General features: G+C 55.9%; 19 protein-coding genes. 4 read left to right on the plus strand and 15 right to left on the minus strand.

The features are described 5' to 3' along the window. Positions 1-53 precede the first annotated feature (53 nt). From gntT to gntX, 3 genes are all read right to left on the minus strand, one after another. The gene (gene gntT / locus JY391_RS01825) at positions 54-1,370 is read right to left on the minus strand and encodes a gluconate transporter (protein WP_042286414.1); all 1,317 of its coding nucleotides are present in this window, start codon (positions 1,368-1,370) and stop codon (positions 54-56) included. A 347-nt stretch (positions 1,371-1,717) separates the two neighbouring features. Continuing rightward, a complete protein-coding gene (nfuA, locus tag JY391_RS01830; protein ID WP_012908340.1) occupies positions 1,718-2,293 on the minus strand; it encodes a Fe-S biogenesis protein NfuA in 576 nt (191 codons plus the stop codon). Between the two features lie 58 nt (positions 2,294-2,351). Further along, positions 2,352-3,035, minus strand: a complete 684-nt coding sequence (gene gntX, locus JY391_RS01835) for a DNA utilization protein GntX (protein ID WP_211935146.1) — start codon at positions 3,033-3,035, stop codon at positions 2,352-2,354. A 37-nt stretch (positions 3,036-3,072) separates the two neighbouring features. On the opposite strand from gntX, the gene bioH reads away from it, so the two are divergent. Continuing rightward, positions 3,073-3,843, plus strand: coding sequence for a pimeloyl-ACP methyl ester esterase BioH (bioH, locus tag JY391_RS01840; protein ID WP_042286408.1), 771 nt, complete (start codon positions 3,073-3,075; stop codon positions 3,841-3,843). Between the two features lie 45 nt (positions 3,844-3,888). Here the strand turns inward: bioH and JY391_RS01845 are convergent, their stop codons facing one another. From JY391_RS01845 to greB, 6 genes are all read right to left on the minus strand, one after another. Next, a complete protein-coding gene (locus tag JY391_RS01845; RefSeq protein ID WP_211935147.1) occupies positions 3,889-4,827 on the minus strand; it encodes an Rpn family recombination-promoting nuclease/putative transposase in 939 nt (312 codons plus the stop codon). A 199-nt stretch (positions 4,828-5,026) separates the two neighbouring features. Continuing rightward, positions 5,027-5,263: a [Fe-S]-dependent transcriptional repressor FeoC gene (feoC, locus tag JY391_RS01850; RefSeq protein WP_211935148.1), complete on the minus strand. Its 237-nt coding sequence runs from the start codon at positions 5,261-5,263 to the stop codon at positions 5,027-5,029. Positions 5,264-5,273: 10 nt separating this feature from the next. Then, the gene (gene feoB / locus JY391_RS01855; RefSeq protein WP_042286400.1) at positions 5,274-7,598 is read right to left on the minus strand and encodes a Fe(2+) transporter permease subunit FeoB; all 2,325 of its coding nucleotides are present in this window, start codon (positions 7,596-7,598) and stop codon (positions 5,274-5,276) included. An 18-nt stretch (positions 7,599-7,616) separates the two neighbouring features. Beyond that, positions 7,617-7,844: a ferrous iron transporter A gene (feoA, locus tag JY391_RS01860; protein ID WP_012908346.1), complete on the minus strand. Its 228-nt coding sequence runs from the start codon at positions 7,842-7,844 to the stop codon at positions 7,617-7,619. A 429-nt stretch (positions 7,845-8,273) separates the two neighbouring features. Next, a complete protein-coding gene (locus JY391_RS01865) occupies positions 8,274-10,595 on the minus strand; it encodes a Tex family protein (protein WP_211935149.1) in 2,322 nt (773 codons plus the stop codon). A gap of 88 nt (positions 10,596-10,683) precedes the next feature. Then, the gene (gene greB, locus JY391_RS01870; RefSeq protein ID WP_042286394.1) at positions 10,684-11,157 is read right to left on the minus strand and encodes a transcription elongation factor GreB; all 474 of its coding nucleotides are present in this window, start codon (positions 11,155-11,157) and stop codon (positions 10,684-10,686) included. Positions 11,158-11,383: 226 nt separating this feature from the next. On the opposite strand from greB, the gene ompR reads away from it, so the two are divergent. Both ompR and envZ read left to right on the plus strand, forming a co-directional pair. After that, positions 11,384-12,103, plus strand: coding sequence for an osmolarity response regulator transcription factor OmpR (gene ompR / locus JY391_RS01875; RefSeq protein WP_001157751.1), 720 nt, complete (start codon positions 11,384-11,386; stop codon positions 12,101-12,103). Continuing rightward, positions 12,100-13,452: a two-component system sensor histidine kinase EnvZ gene (gene envZ, locus JY391_RS01880; protein WP_042286390.1), complete on the plus strand. Its 1,353-nt coding sequence runs from the start codon at positions 12,100-12,102 to the stop codon at positions 13,450-13,452. The genes ompR and envZ overlap by 4 nt, the downstream gene beginning before the upstream one ends. Positions 13,453-13,533: 81 nt before the next feature. Here the strand turns inward: envZ and pckA are convergent, their stop codons facing one another. From pckA to igaA, 5 genes are all read right to left on the minus strand, one after another. Beyond that, entirely contained in the window at positions 13,534-15,153 is a 1,620-nt protein-coding gene (gene pckA, locus JY391_RS01885; RefSeq protein ID WP_042286388.1) for a phosphoenolpyruvate carboxykinase (ATP), read from the minus strand. A gap of 365 nt (positions 15,154-15,518) precedes the next feature. Continuing rightward, entirely contained in the window at positions 15,519-16,397 is an 879-nt protein-coding gene (hslO, locus tag JY391_RS01890) for an Hsp33 family molecular chaperone HslO (RefSeq protein WP_042286939.1), read from the minus strand. A 24-nt stretch (positions 16,398-16,421) separates the two neighbouring features. Then, entirely contained in the window at positions 16,422-16,823 is a 402-nt protein-coding gene (gene hslR / locus JY391_RS01895; protein ID WP_042286386.1) for a ribosome-associated heat shock protein Hsp15, read from the minus strand. 10 nt (positions 16,824-16,833) lie between these two features. Beyond that, positions 16,834-17,502 carry a GMP/IMP nucleotidase gene (gene yrfG, locus JY391_RS01900; RefSeq protein ID WP_042286384.1) on the minus strand — a complete coding sequence of 223 codons (669 nt, stop codon included), beginning with the start codon at positions 17,500-17,502 and terminating at the stop codon, positions 16,834-16,836. A gap of 65 nt (positions 17,503-17,567) precedes the next feature. Further along, positions 17,568-19,700 carry an intracellular growth attenuator protein IgaA gene (gene igaA, locus JY391_RS01905; protein ID WP_181822429.1) on the minus strand — a complete coding sequence of 711 codons (2,133 nt, stop codon included), beginning with the start codon at positions 19,698-19,700 and terminating at the stop codon, positions 17,568-17,570. Positions 19,701-20,024: 324 nt separating this feature from the next. Between igaA and nudE the strand changes: the two genes are divergently transcribed. Then, complete coding sequence (gene nudE, locus JY391_RS01910; RefSeq protein WP_060571183.1) at positions 20,025-20,585, plus strand: ADP compounds hydrolase NudE; 561 nt, start codon at positions 20,025-20,027, stop codon at positions 20,583-20,585. 87 nt (positions 20,586-20,672) lie between these two features. On the opposite strand, the gene mrcA is transcribed toward nudE, so the two are convergent. After that, complete coding sequence (gene mrcA, locus JY391_RS01915; RefSeq protein WP_211935150.1) at positions 20,673-23,225, minus strand: peptidoglycan glycosyltransferase/peptidoglycan DD-transpeptidase MrcA; 2,553 nt, start codon at positions 23,223-23,225, stop codon at positions 20,673-20,675. Positions 23,226-23,331 lie beyond the last annotated feature (106 nt).

The raw sequence follows: 23,331 nt of genomic DNA on the forward strand, positions 1-23,331 counted from the left end.
CTGATGATGTGCCGGATACGACGTTTCGTGTCGCCATCCGGCACAGAAAGCGATCAGACCACCATCCCCAGCAGCAGACAGCCAATCAGGCCGCAGACTGAGATAATGGTTTCCAGCATCGACCAGGACTTAATGGTCTCGCCGATTGTCAGGTTGAAGTATTCTTTAAACAGCCAGAAGCCCGGATCGTTCACGTGAGAGAAAATCACGCTACCGGAGCCAACTGCAATCACCATTAGCTCTGGACTCACGCCGGTTGTGGCAATCAGAGGCGCGACAATCCCGCCAGCGGTAATTGCTGCAACGGTTGCAGAACCCAGCGCGATACGCAGAACGGCTGCGATAGACCACGCCATCAGGAGCGGGGAAATGTTGGTTTCATGCATCATTGACGCGATGTATTTGTCCACGCCGCTGTCAACCAGCACCTGTTTGAACGCACCGCCGCCGCCGATGATCAACAGCATCATGGCGATAATTTTGATCGAAGAAGTCAGGGTGTCGTTAATCTGATCCATCGAACGACCACGGTTCAGGCCGAAGGTGAACAGGGCGATCAGCACCGCAATCAGTGTCGCCATTACCGGGTCGCCAAAGAACTCTGCCACCGGCAGGAAGGCGTGGCCTTTCGGCAAGACCATTTCGGCAACGGCGCGCATCGCCATCAGCACAACCGGGACCAGCGAAGTCCAGACGCTGACGCCAAAGCTCGGCATCTCTTCTTCGCTAAAGGTTTTCGCGCTGTACAGACCCTCCGGGATCGGCTTATCGATGCCTTTCAGGCAGCGAGCAAATACCGGACCTGCCAGAATAACGGTCGGGATCGCCAGGATAGTACCGAACAGCAGCGTTTTACCCATATCGGCCTGGAAAATGGTGGCGATAGCGGTCGGGCCCGGGTGCGGCGGCAGAAAGCCGTGGGTGACGGACAGCGCAGCCGCCATGGGTACGCCGACGTACAGCAGCGGAATGTTGGCCGCAGCCGCAATCGTAAAGACCAGCGGCAGCATCAGCACAAAGCCCACTTCGTAGAACAGGGCGAAGCCAACGGTAAAGCCGGTTAATACCACGGCCCACTGGATGTGCTGTTTACCAAATTTGGCAATCAGGGTGGTGGCGATACGCTGTGCGCCGCCGCAGTCCGCCAGCATTTTGCCCAGCATGGCGCCAAAGCCCATGATCAGGGCGAGGCTTCCCAGGGTACCGCCGACGCCCGCTTTGATCGAGCCGATAACTTTATCCAGCGGCATTCCTTGCATCAATCCAACAGCAAGCGCCACCAGGACGAGAGCGATGAAGCCGTTCATTTTGAAGCGGATCATCAGGAGTAATAGCAAGATTACACCGATAGCAACGATGACTAATGGCATGATTTACCTGGCCTTTCATTTTGTTATGGGTAACGTCAGTGTTTAGACGACAATTTCCGGTTGTCCCAACTGGGAACAGAGACGTAACGGCACCGTGACTGATTTCCTTCGAACTATTTAGTTTAGTCGGATGTTATGTGTGTGTTGGGTGCCCATGCGAATGATACGGGTAACATGTTGTGATTGAAAATCACCCCGGTAGGCAAAATTTAAATTATGCGAGGCAGGTCAAATTATTGGGGTAGCAGAAGGGCATTTTATGACGGATGAACAGCCGTATGTGCAAGGCAGATACGCGTGAGCAGGCCCGGTAAGCGGTAGCCCACCGGGCAAAAGGGAGGCCGGACTTAGTAGTATGAGTGTTCGCCGCGCTGGTGTTCAGTCAGGTCGCGAACGCCTTTCAGTTCCGGGAATTCGTTCAGCAGCTGCTTTTCGATCCCTTCTTTCAGGGTGACGTCAACCATGGAGCACCCGTTACAGCCGCCGCCAAACTGCAGGATGGCGTAGCCTTCGTCGGTGATCTCCATCAGTGAAACGCGACCGCCGTGACCGGCAAGCTGCGGGTTAATCTGCGATTGCAGCATGTATTCAACGCGTTCCATCAGCGGCGCATCGTCAGCCACTTTACGCATTTTGGCATTCGGCGCTTTCAGGGTTAACTGAGAACCTAACTGGTCGGTGACGAAATCGATTTCCGCATCTTCCAGAAACGGTGCGCTCAGTTCATCAACATACGCAGTCAGCAGATCAAATTTCAGGGCGGTGTCGGTTGCTTCCACGGCGTCCGGCGGACAATAAGAAACGCCACATTCAGCGTTAGGCGTACCGGGATTGATCACAAATACGCGGATTTGTGTCCCTTCTTCCTGATTTGCCAGCAGTTTGGCAAAATGCGCTTGTGCAGCATCGGAAATACGGATCATAGTAATGGCCTAATAGTTGACTATTTTAGTTGGTTATAATACGCCCATCATCGAGGCTCTACAAGGTTCGACACAGGCACCATACCTGGACCGTCGCCGCGCCGTTGCGCAAAAGCAGCTTCGCGAGCTCCCCGACGGTACTGCCGGTAGTGACGACATCATCCACAACAACCATATGGAGTCCCTTTACCGGCAATTCAAGGCGAAAGGCGTTTTTCAGGTTGCGTTTACGCAGTCGGGCGCTGAGATGATGCTGGGGCGCGGTAGGACGTATGCGCGTGACGCAGCGATCGTCCCAGGGACAATTTAGCCAACGCGCCAGCGGTCGGCACAGCAGTTCGCTTTGATTAAATCCTCTGCGCCAGTGGCGACGCGACCAGAGCGGAACGCTAATCAGTCTGTCTGGGCGGATGAATCCGCTCTGACGACGTGCCTGTAACACTGACAGCAACAGCAAACGCGCCAGCGCGGGGGCGATCTCCCCGCGTCGGGAAAACTTAAGCTGGTGGATAAGCGTACTCAACGGCGGCGTATAGTCGTTTACCATAATCAGCCGCTGCCACGGCGGCGTTTTTTGCAGACAGCGGCCACAGGGCAGGGTTGGATGCGCGCAAGGCAGCCCACAGCGCGGACAAAGCAAGACGCGGTGGCCCGTCGCCCGCTGGCAGACGGAGCAAAGACCCCAACGGCTTAGCGCCAGCGGCATCCGACATAGCCAGCATAATCCCGGTACTGTTAGCATAGGTTCATCCTTGTAAGTGAAAAGAGAACAGTAACTGATGAATGACATTTGGTGGCAGACCCGCGGCGAGGGAAAGTGTCATCTTGTGCTGCTGCACGGATGGGGACTGAATGCGGAGGTGTGGCATTGCATTAGCGAGGAACTTAGCTCGCATTTCACGCTGCATCTGGTCGATCTCCCCGGTTTTGGGCGCAGTCAGGGGTTCGGCGCGATGTCGCTTGAGGAGATGGCGGTTCACGTACTGAAACAGGCGCCAGAGAACGCGATCTGGCTGGGCTGGAGTCTGGGAGGGCTGGTGGCAAGCCAGGTGGCGCTAACGCGTCCTGAACGTGTGCAGGCGCTGGTAACGGTGGCGTCCTCTCCCTGCTTTAGCGCCCGTGACGGCTGGCCGGGGATCAAGCCTGAAGTACTGGCGGGTTTCCAGCAGCAGCTAAGTGAGGACTTTCAGCGGACGGTTGAGCGTTTTCTGGCGCTGCAAACCATGGGCACGGCGTCGGCGCGCCAGGATGCCCGCGCGCTGAAGAAAACGGTGCTGGCGTTGCCCATGCCGCCGGTAGACGTGCTCAACGGCGGACTGGAGATCCTTAAAACGGTTGATCTGCGCGAACCGCTGAAAGCCGTGCAGGTGCCTTTCCTGCGCCTGTACGGTTACCTGGACGGTCTGGTGCCGCGTAAGATTGTGCCGGTGCTGGATGCGCTGTGGCCGCAGAGTGAATCGCAGATCTTTACGAAGGCGGCACATGCCCCGTTTATTTCTCATCCAGCGGCATTTTGTGAAGCGCTGATTGCGTTGAAACAGTCACTGTAATGCCTGTTGCCAGGCCCGGCACTCGCGCACTCGCCGGGCAGGGTATCAGTGGCTTAATCGCATTACTTCAGCGGCTGACAGGCCGGTGATCCTTGACACCGTACGCCGATCGATTCCATCCGCCAGCATGGTGCGCGCAATGCGTTGCGCTTCTTCGCGTTTACCTAACCGTAAGCCTTTTTTTATGCCCTTTTTCAATCCATTTTCAAGGCCTTTTTCCAGGCCGCGCTGATGGCCTTCCTGGCGTAATCTTTCGGCAATCGTCATCATCCTCTCCTTGTGCTGGGGTAAACGTTCGGTCACGGCGTGAATAAACTCATCAAAGCGATCGGTGTCGCCGGAACGCAAGAGATAATTAAATAGCGCTTTAAGCTGTTTGTCATTAGCGTGTCCTTTAACAAGCAGCGTCGCCAGCTTTTCCACCAGCCCAAGCAGGTCACGGGTGCGAATATGCTTTTGTATCAGCTCAAGCAACGCCATTCGTCGATGCTGCATGATCTCGTCATCCGGTATGACGGTGATATCCACAAGGGGAAATGCGGTGGCATAAAGCTCTCTTGCCAGTGAGGGGTTATCAAATTCATCAAGCCAGCAAAGGGAAAATGGGTAGGGACTTTCCGTGCCGTGATAAAACAGCATCGGCACCACCAGTGGCAATTTTTTATGCCCCGCGTCCAGGTGCTGCTGCATCGCCGCGATGGCGTAACGCATCAGCCGAAACGCCATGTGAGCATCCGGCGTGCTTTGATGCTCAATAACAATGTAGATATAGGCGTCTCCTTCGCGGGTTTTAAGCGACCACAAGATATCGGAATAATAAGCCCGCAGTTGTTCCTCGATAAAGCTGCCCGATTCCAGCTTCAGCGTTTTCAAATCGCAGAGGTGTCGCACCGCTGCGGGCAGATGGAGTTTAAGGAAGTCCCGCGCGGTAGGGGGATGGCGGAGAAAGGTTTTGAAAATCGCATCATGCGGCGTTGAGGTCATTATGGTGTTCCGTCACGTAAATAGTCAGAGGACGGAAGCGTAAACGTCGGAGCTGCTGGCCGCACCCGGTAAAAGTTCATCCTGCGAAAGAGGACGAAGGAATCATCACGCGTGGTGAAAGCGGTTCATTTTCGCGGAACGGAGCGCGCAAAAAACGACACGGGGCAGAAGGTATCGTTTTTAGCGCTGGGGGAAGGGTTTAGCGCAATGTCCACCATTCGCGCAGGCAGGCTTTGCCTTCCGGACAGCTTTTACAGCTTCCCGAAAGGCAGCCGTCGGGTTCTTCCTGAACCCGCGCGGCTTTTCCCATCGTTTCCAGTTGATTCAGCATCGCGTCGATCATTGGCTGTGGCGTATGCAGCGTCTGGCTGATTTGCGCCGCCTCCATGCGCCCGCGCAGCGCCAGTAAATCGCGAACCTGAATCAGTGAAGCCATCGTTCAGCCCTTAGTGACAGTCGCCGGTGGTGGTCGACGCGGCGCAGCAGGCGCTGGCGCTTTTACGCGTCGCCAGCAGATTAACATCCACCCGGCTCCGCGCCCGACGCAGCAGGCCAATCACCACGACGTTAAACAGAATCACCGCCAGAATGCACACCAGGCTATAGGTTGGATGTTCGCCGTAGCTGGCGACCTGATAGAACAGGGTCGACAGCGAGTATGCGATGTTCAGCCCCCACAGAATGGAGAAGCCCATCCAGCCGCGGCTGGACTCGCGAGCGATTGCGCCCATCACTGAGATGCACGGAACGTACAGCAGGACGAAAATCAGGTAGCTGTAAGCCGCCGCCGCGCTGCCAAATTTCGCATCCATGACGCCCATCGCGCCGGTCGCCATTTCGCCATCACCCTTGCTGGCTTCGATCGGGTTCGCCAGAACGCTCAGGCTGAGCGTATCTTTCAGGCTCTGCCAGGTTTCTTCCAGCGCGTCGAGCAGTTCGCCGCCAAGGCTGAACTCAGCCGGGTTAAACGCCTCTTCCTGAATGTTTTCCGCGGTGTAAAGGGTGTTGAGCGTACCGACCACCACTTCTTTCGCCATCGCACCGGTGAACAGACCTACTGTGGCCTGCCAGTTATCCTCGTGTACGCCGATCGGCTTGAAGACGGGCGTAATTACGCGGCTAACGGAAGCCAGGGCAGAGTCGTTGATGTTGTCGACGATTTTACCGTCCAGCGAGAAGCTGTTAAACGCGCTCAGGAAGATGCTGACGATGACGATCACTTTACCGGCGCGCAGTACAAAGCCTTTCAGACGCTGCCAGGTCTGGATCACCAGGCTCTTAATGTGGGGGATATGATAAACCGGCAGTTCCATCACAAACGGCGAGGCTTCGCCGCGCATAATGGTGTGTTTGAGCATCAGGCCGGTCAGCACTGCCATCACAATGCCCAGCACGTACAGGGAGAACACTGCCAGCGCGCCGTTTTGCCCGAAGAAGGCGGCCGCAAAGACGGCGAAAATCGCCAGGCGCGCGCCGCAGGACATAAACGGCGCCATCATGATGGTCATCAGGCGTTCACGCGGCGCGTCCAGCGTACGGGCGCCCATCACCGACGGGACGTTGCAACCAAAGCCGACGATCAGCGGAACAAACGATTTTCCTGGTAGCCCCAGCGCCTGCATCAGGCGGTCCATGACAAACGCGGCGCGCGCCATGTAACCGGAGTCTTCGAGGAAAGAAAGGAACAGGTACATCATGCCGATTTGCGGTACCAGCGGCAGAACAGTATTGATACCGCCGCCAATCCCCTGGGCGAGGAAAATGGTCAGCCAGTCCGGGAAGTGGAGGGTGTAGCCAATCCACTGGATGCCGTGAATAAAGACGGCGACAGAACCGGCGTCGAAGATGGGCGCCAACGCGCCGCCGATGTTAATGGCGAGCAGGAACATCAGGTACATCACAAACAGGAAGACTGGCAGCCCCAGGAAGCGGTTGAGGACGATTTTGTCCACCGCCGTGGTGAAGCGGCTGGGCTCCGCCGTCAGGGTGTTGCTCACCACGTCGCAGATGGCGGCGATGCACTGGTAGCGGGCGTCGGCGATGTGTAGCGCCGGATCGTCCATCTCTTCGCTCAGGCGAGCGAACGAGGCGTCCAGTTGCTGCGCGGCATCCCCGGCGTAAGCGCGGCTGTAAATGTCGCCCTCCAGCATCTGTAAACCGAGCCAGCGACGCTGGTGCGAAGGCATGGTCTGCGCCATCAGGTTTGCCAGATTATCCGCTTCACGTAGCAACGGCTGGGCATAATGTACCAATTCGACGTTTTCATTTTTGCTGTGGCGATCGATCGCCAGCTTCAGTGCTTCGATACCGCGTCCACGGGTGGACACCAGCGGAACTACCGGGCAGCCGAGACGCGCGGACAGCGCATCAATGTCGATCCGGATCTGCTGTTTTTCGGCGATATCCAGCATGTTAAGCGCGACAATGCAGGGGATCCCCAGCTCCAGCAATTGCAGCGTCAGGTACAGGTTGCGCTCGAGGTTGGAGGCGTCCACGACGTTGATTAACAGATCTGCGTCGCCGCTCAGAATGTAATGGCAGGCAATCTGCTCATCGAGAGAGGTTTGTGACGAAATGGTGGTCAGAGAATAAGTGCCGGGCAGGTCGACCAGCGTCACCTGGTGGTCAGTGGTAGAAAACAGGCCTTCTTTGCGTTCGACCGTCACGCCAGCCCAGTTGCCCACGCGCTGGCGCGCGCCGGTAAGCTGGTTAAATAATGTTGTCTTGCCGGAATTTGGATTACCAATTAAACCAATGGTTAATTTTTTCATTGTTATAGACTCACTGTATTAGCAGGAAACCGCTTCCACTTCTAATAACGCCAGGTCTTTTTTCCGTAATACCAGGCTGACGCGGCGGGTTTCGATATGCACCGGATCACCCAAGGGCGCGACGCGCACCACGTTAAATGAGGAACCCGGCAGCATGCCGAGGGAAAGCAGTTTCTGACGGTATGCAGGACTTATTTCACGGGCAAAGCCGGTAATTTTCCACGCAGTATCTGGAGTAAATTGCATAAGAGCCTACTTGTATCTTGCTTACTGGTTATTACCTCATGGGGCTGAGGAACGCGGCATGAGACCAGCTGATTAGCCAACGAAGGAAAGATTAAATAATCAACAATGCAATGATAATGAGAATGGTTTCTATCATCAATAGAATAAATGTGACGGAATGTTGGTTTGAATAATAATTTGCGTCAACTTTGACATGGCTCAACATTTATTGTCGGCAGGTGAAATGATTCGAGGAATTAATAAATTAACAGTATTAATGTTTAATTATCGTTTCATCTGTTAACGATGTGATAAATATTAGTGCGGGGGTAAAAGAAGAATTGAATGTTGCCGGATGGCGGGTTAACCGCCTTTCCGGCAGACAGCGCGACATTGTCCTCCAGGCCGGACAAGACGCATTCGCGTCGTTATCCGGCACAGGTTTCTGGGTTAGCGTTTTTTACCCATTGCCGCCGCCAGCGCATCCATCATCGCGCTATTGCCTGTCGGCTGCGCGTCGCGACCGCGCGGTCTGGCGGCTTTCGCGGCGGGACGTTCGTTCCCGTTCGTCCCCCCACGGCGCGCCTGAGTCTCTCCTGGCTGTTCATCGAGACGCATGGTCAGGGCTATGCGCTTACGTTGCAGATCCACCTCCAGCACTTTCACCTTCACGATGTCGCCTGCTTTCACTACAGTATGGGGATCTTCCACAAACTTGTTCGACAGGGAAGAGATGTGAACCAGGCCATCCTGATGGACGCCGATATCGACAAACGCGCCAAAGTTGGTGACGTTGGTGACGGCGCCTTCCAGAATCATCCCCGGCTGCAGGTCGTTCATGGTTTCGACGCCGTCGGCAAACTGCGCGGTTTTGAACTCCGGACGCGGGTCACGCCCCGGTTTTTCCAGCTCTTTGATGATGTCAGTCACGGTCGGCACGCCGAATTTGTCGTCGGTGAAGTCAACGGCTTTCAGGTTGCGCAGTTCGCTGCTGTTACCCATCAGATCTTTCAGTGCCTGCTGGGTTGCCGCCAGAATACGTTCTACCACCGGATACGCTTCCGGGTGGACGGTTGAGGCGTCAAGCGGGTTATCGCCGTGGTTGATGCGCAGGAAGCCCGCGCACTGCTCAAAGGCTTTTGGCCCCAGACGGCTTACCTTCAGCAACTGCTGACGATTCTGGAATTGTCCGTTTTCATCGCGCCAGGCGACGATATTTTGCGCCATCATACGGGTTAAGCCCGCTACGCGGGTCAGCAGGGGGACGGAGGCGGTGTTCAGGTCCACGCCGACGGCGTTTACGCAGTCTTCCACCACCGCGTCCAGCTTACGCGCCAGCTGTGTCTGGCTGACGTCATGTTGATACTGGCCGACGCCGATGGATTTCGGGTCGATCTTCACAAGCTCCGCCAGCGGGTCCTGCAGACGGCGGGCGATAGAGACCGCGCCGCGCAGGGAAACGTCAAGATCCGGAAATTCCTGCGCCGCCAGCTCAGAGGCGGAATAAACCGACGCGCCCGCTTCGCTGACAATCACTTTTTGCGCGGTGACTTTCGGGAACTGCTTCTGCACGTCGAGGAAGAAACGCTCGGTTTCACGCGAGGCCGTACCGTTACCAATCGCCACCAGTTCAACGTGATATTTTTCACACAGCGCGGCGACGACCATCGCGGCTTTAGCGGCCTGGCCGGTATGGGGATAAATGGTGTCAGTGGCGACCAGCTTACCGGTACCATCCACCACCGCCACTTTCACCCCGGTACGCAGACCCGGATCGAGGCCCATGGTTGCGCGCAGGCCCGCCGGCGCGGCCATCAGCAAGTCATGCAGATTACGGGCAAACACGTTGATCGCCTCGTCTTCCGCGCGTTCACGCACGGCGCCCATCAGTTCGGTTTCGAGGTGCATCAGGACTTTAATGCGCCATGTCCAGCTCACCACGCCCTTGCGCCAGTTGTCCGCTGGCGCGTTGTTCAGCCGCAGACCGAGGTGATCGAGAATGATCTGCTCACCGTGGCTCTGTTTTGGCGGCTCATCAAACTGTGGGTCAGGGTTCAGTGACAGTTGCAGGACGCCTTCGTTACGGCCGCGAAACATCGCCAGCGCGCGGTGAGACGGCACGCCGGAAATGGGTTCGTGATGATCGAAATAATCGCGGAATTTCGCGCCTTCCTCTTCCTTGCCGCTGACCACAGTGGCAACCAGATGCGCGTTTTTCCACAGATAATCGCGCACTTTTGCCAGCAGCGCCGCGTCTTCCGCGAACCGTTCCATCAGGATGTAGCGCGCGCCGTCAAGGGCGGCTTTGCTGTCGGCAACGCCTTTGTCGGCGTCGATAAATTTCGCCGCTTCCGTGTCAGGATCGTGCGATGGATCGTTCCACAGCAGATCCGCCAGCGGCTCAAGACCCGCTTCAATGGCGATCTGACCGCGGGTGCGGCGTTTGGGTTTGTAGGGGAGATACAGGTCTTCCAGCTCGGTCTTACTTAACGTGCCGTTGATGGCGTTAGCCAGCTCATCGGTCAGCTTGCCTTGCTCAGAAATGGACTTAAGAATGGCCTGGCGGCGCTCTTCCAGTTCACGCAGATAGCCCAGTCGGGTTTCCAGATTACGCAGTTGTGTATCATCCAGACCGCCGGTGATTTCCTTACGATAACGTGCGATAAACGGCACAGTGTTCCCTTCATCAAGCAGGCGAACGGCAGCTTCAACCTGTTCGGCGCGTGCCTGAATTTCACCCGCAATAATGCGGCAGAAAGAATTGTTCATCATGGATAGGCTTCATCTTTAGGATCAAAAATCAGGGGATAGTTATACGGACTGGCACGATAAAATGCCAGTCGCGGAGGGCGCTCTCGGATTATTTTACGTACTCGATGGCGTTGACGTACCAGCTGGCTTCTCCGCCGGGCGTATTGACCACAGCAAGGTCGCCGATCTCTTTTTTCAGCAACGCGCGCGCCATCGGCGAGTCAATCGAGATGTAATCCTTACGGCCGAAAATTTCATCGTAGCCGACAATACGAAAGCGGCGGATATCGCCGTCGTCATTTTCAATCTCCACCCACGCGCCGAAAAACACTTTGCCTTCCTGCTGCGGTGAATAGTCGACGATTTTTAAATTTTCCATGCATTTCGTAAGATAACGAACCCGACGGTCGATTTCACGCAGGCGCTTTTTATTATACTGGTAGTCGGCATTCTCGCTGCGGTCGCCAAGGCTCGCGGCCCAGGTCACCTTTTTCGTGACTTCCGGGCGCTCTTCACGCCAGAGATAATTCAGCTCTTGTTTCAGTTTCTCGTACCCTTCCCGGGTGATCAGGGGCGTTTTCATCTTATTGAATACCTTTAAGTCTGTGACGATGCGCACAAATCGTATTACGTCACCCTGCTAACAGAATAAATAATGTGCCACACGTTTCATTGTATACTTAAGCTGCTGTTAAATATGCTTTGTAACAATTTAGCCTGGAATTCATACCAGAATTCGCTGGTGACGAACGTAAGCTTTTTTAAGAATACATACCTTCAATTGTTGCGAACCTTTGGGAGTACAAACAATGCAAGAGAACTATAAAATTCTGGTGGTGGATGACGACATGCGTCTGCGTGCGCTGCTGGAGCGTTATCTTACCGAGCAGGGCTTCCAGGTTCGAAGCGTCGCGAACGCTGAGCAAATGGATCGTCTGCTGACCCGTGAATCTTTTCACCTTATGGTACTGGATCTCATGCTGCCGGGTGAAGATGGTCTGTCAATTTGCCGCCGCCTGCGCAGCCAGAGCAACCCGATGCCGATCATCATGGTGACGGCGAAAGGGGAAGAAGTTGACCGCATCGTCGGCCTGGAAATCGGCGCCGATGATTACATTCCGAAACCGTTTAACCCACGTGAACTGCTGGCGCGTATTCGCGCGGTGCTGCGTCGTCAGGCCAACGAGCTGCCGGGCGCGCCTTCCCAGGAAGAAGCGGTCATTGCCTTTGGTAAGTTCAAACTGAACCTCGGCACCCGCGAAATGTTCCGTGAAGATGAGCCGATGCCGCTCACCAGCGGAGAGTTCGCGGTGCTGAAAGCGCTGGTGAGCCACCCGCGTGAACCGCTTTCCCGCGATAAGCTGATGAACCTGGCGCGTGGTCGCGAGTATTCCGCGATGGAACGTTCCATTGACGTGCAGATTTCCCGTCTGCGCCGCATGGTGGAAGAGGATCCGGCGCATCCGCGCTACATTCAGACCGTGTGGGGTCTGGGCTACGTTTTCGTGCCGGACGGTTCTAAAGCATGAGGCGAATGCGCTTCTCGCCACGAAGTTCATTTGCCCGCACGCTGTTGCTCATCGTCACGTTGCTGTTTGTCAGCCTGGTGACGACCTATCTGGTGGTGCTGAACTTTGCGATTCTGCCGAGCCTCCAGCAGTTTAACAAGGTGCTGGCGTACGAAGTGCGTATGCTGATGACCGACAAGCTGCAACTGGAGGACGGTACGCAACTGGTGGTGCCCCCCGCTTTTCGACGGGAAATTTACCGTGAGCTGGGAATTTCTCTCTATTCCAACGAGGCCGCCGAAGAGGCAGGGCTGCGTTGGGCGCAACATTATGAGTTTTTAAGCCATCAGATGGCGCAGCAGTTGGGCGGCCCGACGGAAGTGCGCGTTGAGGTTAACAAGAGTTCGCCTGTCGTCTGGCTGAAAACCTGGCTGTCACCCAATATCTGGGTGCGCGTACCCTTAACGGAAATTCATCAGGGCGATTTCTCGCCGCTGTTTCGCTATACGCTGGCGATTATGCTGCTGGCGATAGGCGGGGCGTGGCTGTTTATCCGAATCCAGAACCGACCGTTAGTGGATCTTGAACATGCCGCATTACAGGTCGGTAAAGGGATTATTCCGCCGCCGCTGCGTGAGTACGGCGCGTCCGAAGTGCGCTCGGTAACTCGCGCCTTCAACCATATGGCGGCCGGGGTGAAGCAGCTTGCCGACGACCGTACGCTGCTCATGGCTGGCGTCAGCCACGATCTTCGCACCCCGCTGACGCGCATTCGTCTGGCCACGGAGATGATGGGGGAGCAGGATGGTTATCTTGCGGAGTCGATCAACAAAGATATCGAAGAGTGTAACGCGATCATTGAGCAGTTCATCGACTACCTGCGTACCGGCCAGGAGATGCCGATGGAAATGGCCGATCTCAATGCGGTGCTCGGCGAGGTTGTGGCGGCGGAGAGCGGCTACGAGCGTGAAATTGAAACCGCGCTACAGCCAGGCAGCATTCAACTGAAAATGCACCCGCTCTCTATCAAGCGCGCGCTCGCCAATATGGTGGTGAACGCCGCCCGCTACGGAAACGGTTGGATTAAGGTTAGCAGCGGTACGGAACAGCATCGGGCGTGGTTTCAGGTGGAAGACGACGGGCCGGGCATCAAGCCCGAACAGCGGAAATACCTGTTCCAGCCGTTTGTGCGCGGCGACAGCGCGCGCAGCACCAGCGGCACCGGACTCGGATTGGCGATCGTGCAACGCATTGTTGACAACCATAACGGTATGCTGGAAATCGGCACCAGCGAGCGCGGCGGCCTTTCTATCCGCGCCTGGCTGCCCGTTCCCGTGGCGCGTGTCCAGGGAACCACGAAAGAGGCATAAAAAGGGGAGGCATTTAGCCTCCCCTTTGTTGTGGTAACAGCCGGTAACGCTGTACCGTATGCCGTCATCCGGTCATGTCAGTTACAGCTTCGGACCTGCGCTGACCAACGCGGCGCCTGCAGGCGTATCGGTGTACTTCTCGAAGTTCTCAATGAACAGTTTCGCCAGCGCGGTGGCTTTTTCCTGCCACTGTTCCGGCGACGCGTAGGTATTACGCGGGTCGAGAATGCGCGTATCCACCCCCGGCAGTTCGGTCGGGATCGCCAGATCGAACATCGGCAGGCTGAAGGTTTCCGCATCGTCCAGCGAACCGTTCAGGATGGCGTCGATGATGGCGCGGGTATCCTTGATCGAGATACGTTTGCCGGTGCCGTTCCAGCCGGTGTTGACCAGGTACGCCTGCGCGCCTGCGGCCTGCATGCGTTTTACCAGCACTTCCGCATACTGGGTCGGATGCAGTGACAGGAACGCTGCGCCGAAGCAGGCAGAGAAGGTTGGCGTCGGTTCGGTTACGCCGCGTTCGGTACCGGCCAGTTTGGCGGTAAAGCCAGACAGGAAATGGTACTGCGTCTGGTTAGCCGTCAGGCGAGACACTGGCGGCAGCACGCCAAACGCGTCGGCGGTCAGGAAGATCACCTTCGTGGCATGACCCGCTTTAGAGATCGGCTTGACGATGTTCTCGATGTGATAGATAGGATAAGAAACGCGGGTGTTCTCTGTTTTCGAACCGTCATCAAAATCAATCGAACCGTCGGCACGAACGGTAACGTTCTCCAGCAGCGCATCGCGGCGGATCGCGTTGTAAATCTCGGGTTCAGCCTCTTTCGACAGCTTGATGGTTTTCGCGTAGCAGCCGCCTTCGAAGTTAAACACGCCGTCGTCGTCCCAGCCGTGCTCATCATCGCCAATCAGGCGACGTTTCGGGTCGGTGGAGAGGGTGGTTTTCCCGGTGCCGGACAGGCCGAAGAAGACTGCCACGTCACCTTTCTCACCGACGTTGGCTGAGCAGTGCATAGACGCGATGCCTTTCAGCGGCAGCAGGTAGTTCATCACCGAGAACATCCCTTTCTTCATTTCGCCGCCGTACCAGGTTCCGCCGATCAGTTGGATCCGCTCGGTCAGGTTGAACGCCACGAAGTTCTCGGAGTTCAGACCCTGCTCTTTCCACTGCGGGTTGGTGCATTTCGCACCGTTCATTACGATAAAGTCAGGCTCAAAGCCTTCCAGTTCTTCATCGCTCGGGCGGATAAACATGTTCTTCACGAAATGTGCCTGCCAGGCCACCTCGGTAATGAAGCGAACGGAAAGACGGGTGTCGGCGTTCGCGCCACAGAAAGCATCAACGATAAACAGGCGTTTACCGGAGAGCTGCTGCGTTACCAGCCCTTTCAGGTGCTGCCAGGTTTCCTGGGAAAGCGGTTTGTTGTCGTTCTTGCCTTTTCCTTTGTCGGACCACCAGAGCGTGTCACGCGTGGTGTCATCACGGACAATGTACTTATCCTTTGGTGAACGTCCGGTGAAAATACCGGTATCAACGGCAACGGCGCCGAGGTTCGTCAGAACGCCACGCTCGTAGCCTTCCAGAGAAGGGTCAAGCTCCTCCTGGTAGAGCGTTTCGTAGCTGGGGTTGTAAACGATATCCTGAACGTCGTTGATACCATAAGCCTTGAGATCTTGCGGGGTTAATCGTTTCACGCGCATATCACTGCTCCTTAGCCAATATGTATTACCTGGAATAGTAAGGTTTTTTGAGGGTCGTTAACCGCGACAAGGCTCATAGATTTACTTATCTGGACAAAATCACGATTGACTGAAAACGCTGTGACTCCTGTCACGAAGCGGCGGTTATTATGGCAGGAAAGGACTTTTTGTTGTGGAAAATGTTCCTAAAACGTTAAAACAGAGTGTTTTTGACGGAAATGTTGTGAGTGTAATCGCATTCACGTAAGAAATTTACGTAAGTCTTACATACGAAATATCGATTCATCACGAAATAAAAAATCAGGCATTTGTCGAAAGGACCGGATGGGGCGTCAGGCCGCCATCCGGTTTTTCAGAAAGGAGGATTAATGCACCTGCGGATCGGCAGGGGAGGCGTTGTTACGGATTTCCGCAATATCCATCGCGTTGAACAGATAATGGCTGCCGCAATAGTCGCAGTGCATGTCGATCTCGCCTTCTTCCGCCAGGATGCTATCCACTTCCGCGTCCGGCAGGGTTTTCAGCGCGCCCGCGCAGCGTTCACGCGAACAGGTGCATTTGAATTCCACGTCCTGCGGATCGTAGAGGGTCACCTCTTCTTCGTGGTACAAACGCCACAGTACATCGTTAGCCGGCAGGGTCAGCAGCTCTTCTGCCTTGATGGTTTCTGTCAGCGTCGCCAGATGATCGAAATCATCCGCCTGAGCGTTTTGCGCAGGCATCACCTGCAGCAGCATACCGCCTGCGGCGGCTTTACCGTCAACATCGCCAGTGCGAATAAACAGGCGGGTCGGTAACTGCTCGGAGCGCAGGAAGTAATCTTCCAGGCAGGCCGCCAGAGTGTCGCCTTCCAGCCCGACCACGCCCTGATAGCGCTCGCCTTCTTCCGGCGTAATCGTGATCACCAGATAGCCGTTCCCCACCAGCGTTTTCAGATCGGCGTTTTCCGGCACATCGCCCTGCACACGCGCGACGCCGCGCATCTGCTGGTTATTGTTGCCGTTGATCACCGCCAGGCTCAGCGGGCCGTCGCCCTGCAGTTGCACGGTGATATCACCGGCAAACTTCAGCGTCGCGGTCAGCAGGCTGGTGGCGACCAGCAGCTCAGCCAGCACCGTTTTTACCGGCTGCGGGTAGCTGTGGTTTTCCAGGATCTGTTGCAGGGTTTCCGATACGGTCACCAGCTCGCCGCGCACGGCAAAGTTTTCGAACAGATAGCGGTGTAATTGGTCATGTTGCGGCATAATCATCTCTCTTGCAGACGACAGTCACTCACTGTCGCCGTGTTTAAATCGTAACAGGTTGCGGCGCTCTTTTTTGTCCGGACGTCGGTCCGGATGCGGCATCGTCAGTGCGTTAAGTTTACGCGCCAGCGCCATTTTTTCGCGTTTCTCGACGCTTTCCGTTGTTTCTTCATACAGGGCGACGGCCTCACTGGCTGGCCGACGCTGCTCAGTGATCCCTTTGATCACCACCGTACGTTCGTCATTGCCCTGGCGTAACGTCAGGGTCGCGTTCAGTTCGACTATCTTGCCCGGCTTACTGCGCTGCCCGTTATAGTGAACTTTGCCGCCTTCAATCATTTCGCGAGCCAGCGCGCGGGTTTTGTAAAAACGCGCGGCCCATAGCCATTTGTCCAGTCTGACCTCAGTTGAGGGCTTCTCTTTCATGGCGTCTCCTTCACAACAGTGAGGGGATCAGCCGGCGGTAGTCATTCAATGACGGATGACGGAGATACTGTTTTTCCGCTACGCCAGAATCGGGGTTCGTCACGCCGAGGCAATAACGAATGCCAAACGTCGCCGCTGCGTCGAGAATCGGTTCGCTATCGTCGATAAACAGCGTTTTTTCGGCGTCCAGTCCCGTTTCTTCGGCAACAGCGCGCCATAACCGCTGATCCTCTTTGGGATAACCAAATGTGTGGGTGGAAAGTAATAAATCAAGGTGCGAGGCCAGGCCGGTATGCTCCAGCTTCACCGCCAGGTTATGTGGATGCGCGTTGGTCAGCAAAATACGACGCTTGCCGCAGGCTTTTAAAGCCTCTAAAAAAGGCACTGTATCGTCGCGCAGGACGGCGCGTGGCCCCATCGCCGTCGTCATCGCGCAGATATCCAGCCCCAGACGCTCGCTCCAGTAATCAAGACAGTACCAGTTTAGCGTATGCTGAACCGCATGGTACTCCTGACGGATATGGGCCTGCGCTTCCTGCGGCGAGATCCCTTGCTGTGCGCCGTAGGTTTCGGGCACCAGTTTTTGCCAAAAGAAGGTGTCAAATGCCAGATCGAGCAGTGTGCCGTCCATGTCTAACAGAACGGTATCGACGTCCTGCCAGGCAATATTCATATGCATGGGAACTCTCCAGAGTGAAACGCGTTGCGCGACAGGGTAGCACATCCCGTCGCGCAGACAGGATATCAGATGAGGCTATCCGGAGAGGCAATGAGCTTGGGATTCAGACAGCTTTCATAATACGCCTGAATTTCCATCATACGGGTGCGGTGACGCTGATAGCGACGGAAAGCCTGCACACCATTATAGACGGCGCTGACCAGCATCGTCAGCATCAGTAACGTGGTGCCGAGATAGCGCCATAATCCGGAGCGATCCGGAATACGGTGCAGGCCGATGTGTTGCGTGCCGTTGGCGTCAGTATAGATATTGGTGACGATCCCCTCGGCGCTAAACGGCGTTTTCATCAGCATTTGCGCCAGACGCTGGAAGGCGTTCCACTGCTCCTGCGGCGGGTAATCGTACAGCGAAACAGCAGGCCACGGCTGATCGACGAGATCGCTGCCTTCGTCACTGACGATCAGAAATCCGCCCGGCGCGGGGCTGTTCAGCGACTGGGCGGCGCGGGCAGTCTCGCGGGCGATAAAGGGCGCCGTTGAGGTGGCGACCAGATTATCAAGCGACTCCGCGCTGACCGGACGCAGCAGAACGTTTACGCCATCCAGCTTACCGGTGTTGGCCCGTTTAACCAGCGCGCTCCAGTCTTTGCTGTTCCCCAGATTTACCAGCGCGTTTTTCAAACGCACACATTCATCTTCTGCCGCGCACAAATCTGCGGTTTTCAACACGATATCGCCAAAGTCATCAATCAACACCATCCCTGATTTCTGAATCGCCGAACGTAACGCCGCGCTGACGCGGGATTCATCTTCCGGCTTAGGATGCAGTTGACGGTTAACCGCTTGCGACAGCGCCGTGGCCTTGTTGACCAGATCGGACTCCGGTAACGGCAGCGCAGCCGCGTCGTTCCAGATGATTTGCGAGCAGTCGAACGGCATAAACGGCGAATTCGTCTGGGCGCTCCAGGTGCCGTTGGCATGAATATTACACATTCCCGTACCGCGAATATTCAGCGTGTCGCCCACGCGCACGCCTGCGTCTGCAAGCTGCTTTACGCTGGTTGCCTCAACGGTTTGCGCGCCTTTCATCCAGGATAGCGTGAACTTGATCGGCATATCCAGCGGGATGCAGAACAGCAGCATGATCAGCACCAGTAAAGAGCCACCGGCGATAACGGTACTGCGCACCCAGTGCTGGAGCGGGAAGTTTTTTACTTCATCGTGCAGGGACAAAAAACGCCCCTGGCGCACGACGTGGCGATCAAGATAAATATCAATATCCGTTTGCTGGCCTAAGTCCTGCGTTATCCACGGCTGCCAGTGCGGTGGATAAACCAGGTCGATAATGCCGAGCGAAATATTGTTAATTTGCTCTTGGTTATTTTCGCCAAACAGTCCCCAGCGGCGGGGGGTACCGCGCAGACAGTGAATCTCCCGGAGCGCTGATTTCGACGGCGGGGCGTACAGTCCCCACAAGCCAGCGACCAGCAGCAAAACGGCACCGCCAACCATCCACGGCACAAAAACGTCTGGGGTGATCAGGCAGAAAAAGAACAGCAGGAAAGAGGCGACAATCAGTAGCGCTTCACGGAATCCCGCAGGGCGGCTCAGCGCGTACTCTTCGTGGGTTTCCTGACGAATATTCAGCAGCTCGATCTGCTCGCTTTCTTCGCCACGGATCGACGCTTGCGTTGAACTGGCTGGCTGTAGCGCATAGCCGCGCGCCTCCTGCATATACTCTTGCAGCGTATGGCCGTTCAGGGAGATCACCAGCGGCAAGGTATCGGTATGGATCAGCTCGACGTTATTTTCGTCATTAATGTATTGTTCCCAAAACGGCGGCAGATGGACCTCGACGGAATCGAGGTAATAGCGCCATTTATTGGGATCGTCGGTGGTAATGCCGTAACGGGTGATCGAGTGCGTCAGAATAATGACGTTTTGGCTTTCAGCATTCAGCGTAAGGGAGACCGGCGCCGCGCTGGCGCCTGTCGGGCCGGGAACCCGTTGGATTTGGCTCAGGCTTTCCAGATAGTTTTCCACGGCGCTGCGTTCGTCCGCCGTGAGCTTGCGGGTCGCCGCGTCAGAGAACGCATGGCTCCACGGCAGCTTACGCCGCCTGGCGCGCACAGTGACCCGCCACCAGACCAGCAACAGGCCGACCAGTAACGCCGCTAAAAAAATCAGAATGGTGCTCATGCTTTCCCCATCTTACTTAATCTGTCAGGCGTGGTCAGTCGCACCCTGTCACAATAAACGTGATTCTGTGGTTGGCTATCGGCAAGCATGGAGTTGAACTTGAGCATTTTTCAGCGCATCCCAGTGAATGCTGATGATAGCAAAACCAGCAAAAGCGGAATATCAGCAAATTCCTGGACGTATTTCAACCTATTGACTTTTAATTTGAAATAGGAATTATATTTTTATTAGGTTACAAAGATGTAAATAAACGGCAATTCACATTGCCGAAACCGTGTTGCGTATCGCACAATGACGGTAGATTCCACGGCAAAGATTCTCACGATGAGCAAATCATTACAAAAACCCACCATTCTGCATGTCGAAACAGTCGCGCAATCGCGGCTTTTTAGCGTGGAAAGTGTGGATCTCGAATTCAGTAACGGCGTGCGCCGCGTTTATGAGCGGATGCGTCCTACCAATCGTGAAGCGGTTATGATTGTGCCGATTGTTGACGATCATGTGATTCTGATTCGCGAATACGCAGTGGGAACCGAATCCTACGAGTTGGGTTTTTCCAAAGGGTTGATCGACCCGGGCGAGAGCGTGTTCGAGGCTGCAAACCGGGAGCTTAAAGAAGAAGTCGGTTTTGGCGCGAAGGATCTGACGTTTTTGAAAAAGCTCAGCATGGCTCCCTCCTATTTCTCCAGCAAAATGAACATCGTGGTGGCAGAAGGTCTGTATCCGGAGTCGTTGGAAGGGGATGAGCCGGAACCGCTGCCGCAGGTGCGCTGGCCGCTGGCGCATCTGATGGATCTGCTGGAAGATCCTGATTTTACCGAAGCGCGTAACGTGAGCGCGCTATTTCTGGTGCGTGAATGGCTGAAAGGACAGGGAAGGCTCTGATACGCGCTTTCCCGCAAAAATGGCTAACACGGTGTTCAGAACGGGTCATCGACAACAATAAAAAAGGCGCCGGAGCGCCTTTTTTGATCAGAACAGTTCGTGCGTTTCGCCATTGTCGATAATGGTGGTGCCCACCTCATGCACCGCCTGTTGCGTTGGCTGGGTGCCTTCAATGAAATATTCCGCCCGGCTGTTGCCGCCGTTAGCCAACTGCCCGGTGCTGCGATCGATATTCACCGTCACAATGCCCGGCGGCGGGGTTAGCGGCTCTTCAGGCACGCCTTCCAGTACCGCTTTCATGTAAGCATCCCACGCCGGTTGCGCGCTCTTTGCGCCGCCTTCGTAGCCGGAGATCTGATCTTTTATCGCGCCGGAAGCGGTGGTACGTCCGAGATCGCGACGGTGGTCATCGAACCCAATCCATACCGACGTCACCACGCCCGGGCCGTAGCCGGAGAACCATGCGTCTTTCGAACTGTTGGTGGTTCCGGTTTTCCCGCCGATATCGTGACGCTTAAGATCGCGGCCCGCGCGCCAGCCGGTCCCCATCCAGCCGGGTTCACCGAAGATATTGGTGTTCAGCGCGCTTTTGATCAGGAAAGCCAGCGGGGTGTTAATGACGTGCGGCGCATATTCCTGCGCGCCCGTCTGCGCCACCAGCGCCTGGTTTGCCTGCTCCAGTTTTGGCATTGGCACAGCGGCATTTTGCTGCTCGCCAGAGACCGCGACATCTTCCACGTTGCTGTTTTCCAGAACGTTCGATTTCTGCGTATCGCCGTAAATCACCGGGATATCACATTCCGGGCAGGCAATTTTGGGCTTCGCCTCAAAAATTACGCCGTTCTGGTCGGTTTCAATCTTGCTGATGAAATACGGATCGACCAGGAAGCCGCCATTCGCCATCACCGCATAGCCGCGCGCCACCTGTAACGGCGTAAAGGAGGCCGAACCCAGCGCCAGCGATTCGGTATGCACAATGTTCTGTGCCGGGAACCCGAAGCGCTGTAAGTATTCTGCCGCGTAATCCACGCCCATCGCACGCATCGCGCGCACCATTACCACGTTTTTCGACTGTCCCAGACCCTGACGCAGACGGATCGGACCGGCATACTGCGGCGGGGAATTTTTCGGACGCCAGTCGGAACCGGCGCCGGCATCCCAGCGAGAAATCGGCACATCGTTCAGCATGCTCGCCAGCGTCAGGCCTTTATCCATCGCTGCAGTATAGAGAAACGGCTTAATGTTGGAACCGACCTGACGCAGCGCCTGAGTCGCGCGGTTGAACTTGCTCTGGTTGAAGTCAAAACCGCCCACCAGCGCCAGTACCGCGCCATCTTTAGGATTGATCGACACCAGCGCCGAGTTCACGTCCGGCACCTGCGCCAGCCACCAGGCATCGCCCATCTTGCGTACCCAGATTTGCTGGCCCGTCTGGATAACGTCGGTGACTTTACGCGGCGTCGGCCCCTGCTGGGTATCCGAACGGTACGGGCGCGCCCAACGAATGCCTTCCATACGTAGCGCAACCGATGAGCCATCCGCCAGCGCCGCAGTGGCTTCCTGCGGATTCGCGCTGGTGACCACGGCGGGGAGCAGCGGGCCGTAGGTTGGCAGGGCTTTCAGCGTGTCGGTGATTTTCTTACTGTCCCACACCGTTTCGCCCACTTTCCACAGCACGCTCGCCGGACCGCGGTAGCCGTGGCGCATGTCATAGTCCAGCACGTTATTGCGTACCGCCTGCTGTGCGGCCTGCTGCACTTTGCGGGTGATCGTGGTGTAAATGCGATATCCGTCTTCATAGGCGTTTTCGCCGTAACGGGCATACATTTCCTGACGCACCATTTCGGACAGATACGGGGCGGAGAAGGCGATTTCCGGGGCGTGGTAATTGGCGTCGATCGGCTCATCACGCGCCTGGTCGTACTGCGCCTGGGTGATGTAACCTTCGCTCAGCATACGTGACAGCACTACGTTGCGGCGCGCTGTCGCGCGATCCATCGAATAGAGTGGGTTGAACGTTGAAGGCGCTTTCGGCAGACCGGCAATCACCGCCATTTCGCTTAAGGTGAGTTGATCAATCGACTTACCAAAGTAAACCTGCGCCGCCGCACCGACGCCGTAGGCGCGGTATCCCAGATAGATCTTGTTCAGATAAAGCTCAAGAATTTCGTCCTTGTTCAGCATTTGCTCAATGCGGATGGCGAGGAACACTTCCTTGATCTTACGTATCAGCGTGCGCTCCGGACTCAGGAAAAAGTTTCTCGCGAGCTGCTGAGTAATGGTACTCGCTCCCTGCGACGCATGGCCGGAAAACAGCGCGACGCTGGCCGCACGGAAGATCCCCACCGGGTCCACTCCGTGATGCTCATAGAAACGACTGTCTTCCGTCGCGATAAACGCTTTTACCATTTCCGGCGGGATCTGGTTCAGCGTGACCGGAATACGACGCTTCTCGCCATATTGGGCGATCAGCTCGCCGTCCGCGCTGTACACCTGCATCGGAATCTGCAGGCGTACATCTTTGAGCGTCGCGACGTCAGGCAATTGCGGCTCAATATAACGATACAGACCATAAATCGAGCCTGCTCCCAGCAGGATGCAACATACTGCAAGGATCAATAAATACTTTACGAACTTCACTGGAGATTTCCCATTTAGTTTCATTTGGGCAGTTTATAAACAACCGCGCGGTAGTATAAAGGCAAGCCTGACGCATTGATATACCCGTAAGAGCGACGGGTGATAA

Origin of the sequence: Citrobacter sedlakii, assembly GCF_018128425.1 — a bacterium.
Taxonomy (GTDB): domain Bacteria; phylum Pseudomonadota; class Gammaproteobacteria; order Enterobacterales; family Enterobacteriaceae; genus Citrobacter_A; species Citrobacter_A sedlakii.

Coding starts and splice junctions, on each gene's coding strand:
- gntT (WP_042286414.1), bottom strand. CDS start 1,370: ATGCCATTAGTCATCGTTGCTATCGGTGTAATCTTGCTATTACTCCTG.
- nfuA (WP_012908340.1), bottom strand. CDS start 2,293: ATGATCCGTATTTCCGATGCTGCACAAGCGCATTTTGCCAAACTGCTG.
- gntX (WP_211935146.1), bottom strand. CDS start 3,035: ATGCTAACAGTACCGGGATTATGCTGGCTATGTCGGATGCCGCTGGCG.
- bioH (WP_042286408.1), top strand. CDS start 3,073: ATGAATGACATTTGGTGGCAGACCCGCGGCGAGGGAAAGTGTCATCTT.
- JY391_RS01845 (WP_211935147.1), bottom strand. CDS start 4,827: ATGACCTCAACGCCGCATGATGCGATTTTCAAAACCTTTCTCCGCCAT.
- feoC (WP_211935148.1), bottom strand. CDS start 5,263: ATGGCTTCACTGATTCAGGTTCGCGATTTACTGGCGCTGCGCGGGCGC.
- feoB (WP_042286400.1), bottom strand. CDS start 7,598: ATGAAAAAATTAACCATTGGTTTAATTGGTAATCCAAATTCCGGCAAG.
- feoA (WP_012908346.1), bottom strand. CDS start 7,844: ATGCAATTTACTCCAGATACTGCGTGGAAAATTACCGGCTTTGCCCGT.
- JY391_RS01865 (WP_211935149.1), bottom strand. CDS start 10,595: ATGATGAACAATTCTTTCTGCCGCATTATTGCGGGTGAAATTCAGGCA.
- greB (WP_042286394.1), bottom strand. CDS start 11,157: ATGAAAACGCCCCTGATCACCCGGGAAGGGTACGAGAAACTGAAACAA.
- ompR (WP_001157751.1), top strand. CDS start 11,384: ATGCAAGAGAACTATAAAATTCTGGTGGTGGATGACGACATGCGTCTG.
- envZ (WP_042286390.1), top strand. CDS start 12,100: ATGAGGCGAATGCGCTTCTCGCCACGAAGTTCATTTGCCCGCACGCTG.
- pckA (WP_042286388.1), bottom strand. CDS start 15,153: ATGCGCGTGAAACGATTAACCCCGCAAGATCTCAAGGCTTATGGTATC.
- hslO (WP_042286939.1), bottom strand. CDS start 16,397: ATGCCGCAACATGACCAATTACACCGCTATCTGTTCGAAAACTTTGCC.
- hslR (WP_042286386.1), bottom strand. CDS start 16,823: ATGAAAGAGAAGCCCTCAACTGAGGTCAGACTGGACAAATGGCTATGG.
- yrfG (WP_042286384.1), bottom strand. CDS start 17,502: ATGCATATGAATATTGCCTGGCAGGACGTCGATACCGTTCTGTTAGAC.
- igaA (WP_181822429.1), bottom strand. CDS start 19,700: ATGAGCACCATTCTGATTTTTTTAGCGGCGTTACTGGTCGGCCTGTTG.
- nudE (WP_060571183.1), top strand. CDS start 20,025: ATGAGCAAATCATTACAAAAACCCACCATTCTGCATGTCGAAACAGTC.